Annotated in this window: 2 protein-coding genes; both read left to right on the top strand. The window is 67.8% G+C overall.

What is annotated here, in order from left to right; translation table 11 throughout:
- On the top strand, positions 1-1,902 hold a 1,902-nt coding region (locus tag ASD84_RS24590; protein ID WP_082573437.1), incomplete at its 5' end, for a molybdopterin-dependent oxidoreductase.
- On the top strand, positions 1,895-2,646 hold a 752-nt coding region (locus ASD84_RS24585), incomplete at its 3' end, for a complex I subunit 1/NuoH family protein (RefSeq protein ID WP_235531099.1). The genes ASD84_RS24590 and ASD84_RS24585, both read left to right, overlap by 8 nt.

Here is a 2,646-nt window from a genome sequence, read left to right as displayed (position 1 = left end):
CGCGGCGAGTCGCGCTTCTCCGATGACCGCAACCGTGGCGTGAAGCGGACCTTCCCGAAGCCGATCAACCTGTCGCCGACGGTGCTCCTGGACCGCGAGCGCTGCATCGTGTGCCAGCGCTGCACGCGCTTCGCCGACGAGATCGCCGGTGACCCGTTCATCGAGCTCCTCGAGCGTGGCGCCCAGCAACAGATCGGCATCGCTGAGGACGCGCCCTTCCTCTCGTACTTCTCCGGCAACGTGATCCAGATCTGCCCGGTCGGTGCACTGACCTCCGAGCAGTACCGCTTCCGGTCCCGCCCCTTCGACCTCGTGTCGACGCCCGGCGTGGCCGAGCACGACGCCTGTGGCTCCGCGATCCGGATCGACCACCGCCGCGGCAAGGTGCTCCGTCGCCAGTCGGGCAACGACCCGGCCGTCAACGAGGAGTGGATCACTGACAAGGACCGCTTCGCGTTCGCGTACGCACAGTCCGACGACCGCCTGACCTACCCGCAGGTCCGCGACGACGACGGGAGCCTCCGCCCTGCCTCGTGGCCCGAGGCCTTCGCCGTCGCGGCCCGAGGACTGGCCGCCGCCAAGGACGCCGGCGGCGTCGGCGTGCTCACCGGCGGCCGGCTCACGATGGAAGACGCTCGTGCGTACAAGCAGTTCAGCCGGACGGTGTTGGCTACCGATGACGTCGACTTCCGCGCCCGACCGCTGTCCGCTGAAGAGACTGCTTTCCTCGAGCAGCACGTGAAGGGCAGTGGACTCGGAGTCAGATATGAGGACCTCGAGTCCGCCACGAAGGTGGTCCTCGTGGGCCTGGAGCCCGAGGACGAGGCCGGCGCGATCTTCCTGCGCCTGCGCAAGTCCGTCCTGGCCGGCGGCACCGAGGTGATCGCCCTGTCGCCGTACACCACCCGCGGACTGGCCAAGCTCGCTGCACGGGTCATCCCGACTGCGCCGGGGGAGGAGGCAGTTGTCCTGGAGGCCCTGGCAACTGAAGTCGACGCGGCGACCGTTGTTCTGCTGGGGGAGCGTCTCGCCATCTCGCCAGGCGCTCTCAGGACTGCTGCGAGGATCGCGGCGAGTTCGGGTGCGCGGCTGGCCTGGGTGCCGCGCCGTGCTGGCGACCGCGGTGCGGTCGAAGCCGGGCTGTTTCCGGGCAAAGGTGGTCGGGATGCCAATGAGATCGTTGCCGCAGTTCTCGACGGGAACCTACGAGGACTGCTGGTCGGTGGAGTCGACCCCGACGACACGAGCGATCCGGGCGCATTCCGGTTTGCACTCGAGGCCGCCGACTTCGTCGTCAGCCTCGAAATGCGGCCAACCGCAGTGACGGCAGCGGCAGACGTGGTGTTCCCGGTCGCCGCGACGAGCGAAAGGGCGGGATCCTTCGTCAACTGGGAAGGACGGCGTCGCGCGTTCCCGCAGGCCATGCACCGGAGCCTCGTGATCCCGGATCGCCAGGTATTGACGGGAATCAGCAAGGAGACTCGGGCACTTGGAGGCAGTGCCGGTCCCCGTCCAGGCGGGTCCGCTCAGGTCCGAGGCCGGATCCTCGCTGAGAAGTGGGCTGCGGAGTCGGGTTCTCCGGCCGAGTCCGCGGCGGGATACGTCCGTCCGTTCCGTCTGGCGTCATGGCGCGTGATGCTCGATGACGGCTCGCTCCAGGAGGGCAACCCGGCGCTGCGGAGCACGGCCCGCCCGGTGGTGGCTCGGCTCAGCCCGACCAACCTCCATCGATTCGGTCCCGTGATCACCGTGGCGGGCGATCGTGGATCGCTGACAGTGCCGGCGGTTGTCGCTGTCGACTTGGCCGATGACGTCGTGTGGCTGCCCGCCAGATCGACGGGGGCCGGATTGCTGGCCGACGTCGCCAGTCCCGGCACCAGAGTCGAGGTGTGCCGTGCTTGACTCCTTCGGTCGCGACGCCTGGTGGGTGGTCCTCATCAAGGCTGTTCTGGTCTTCGTGGTGCTGGTGGTCTTGACGCTGTTCAACATCTGGTTGGAGCGCCGGGTCGTGGCCCGGATGCAGCACCGGATCGGCCCCAACGTGCACGGCCCGTTCGGGCTGCTGCAGTCGTTGGCGGACGGTGTGAAGCTGGCGTTCAAGGAGGACCTGATCCCGAAGGCTGCCGACAAGGTGGTCTTCGTGCTCGCGCCGGTGATCTGCGTGGTGCCGGCGTTCGTGACGTTTGCGGTCATCCCGTTCGGGCCCGAGGTGAGCTTCTTCGGTGAGCGGACCCCGCTCCAGTTGACCGACATGCCGGTGGCGGTGCTGTTCGCGATGGCGATCGCGTCGATCGGGATCTACGGCATCGTCCTGGGCGGCTGGTCCAGCGGGTCGACGTACTCCCTGCTGGGCGGGTTGCGCTCGAGCGCGCAGATGATCTCGTATGAGGTCGCGATGGGCCTGGCCCTGGTCGCGGTGTTCATGTACGCCGGGTCGATGTCGACCAGCGAGATCGTGGCTGCGCAGGACGACGTGTGGTTCGGCCTGATCTTGTTGCCGTCGTTCGTCATCTACTCGATCGCGATGGTGGGTGAGACCAACCGGGCGCCGTTCGACCTCCCCGAGGCCGAGGGTGAGCTGGTCGGTGGTTTCCACACCGAGTACTCCAGCCTGAAGTTCGCACTGTTCTTCCTCGCCGAGTACAT

This window comes from Nocardioides sp. Root682 (assembly GCF_001427795.1).
In the GTDB taxonomy this organism is placed as follows: domain Bacteria; phylum Actinomycetota; class Actinomycetes; order Propionibacteriales; family Nocardioidaceae; genus Nocardioides.
The sequence above is the reverse complement of the archived record's forward strand: the minus strand, read 5'-3'. Positions and strand labels throughout refer to the sequence as shown.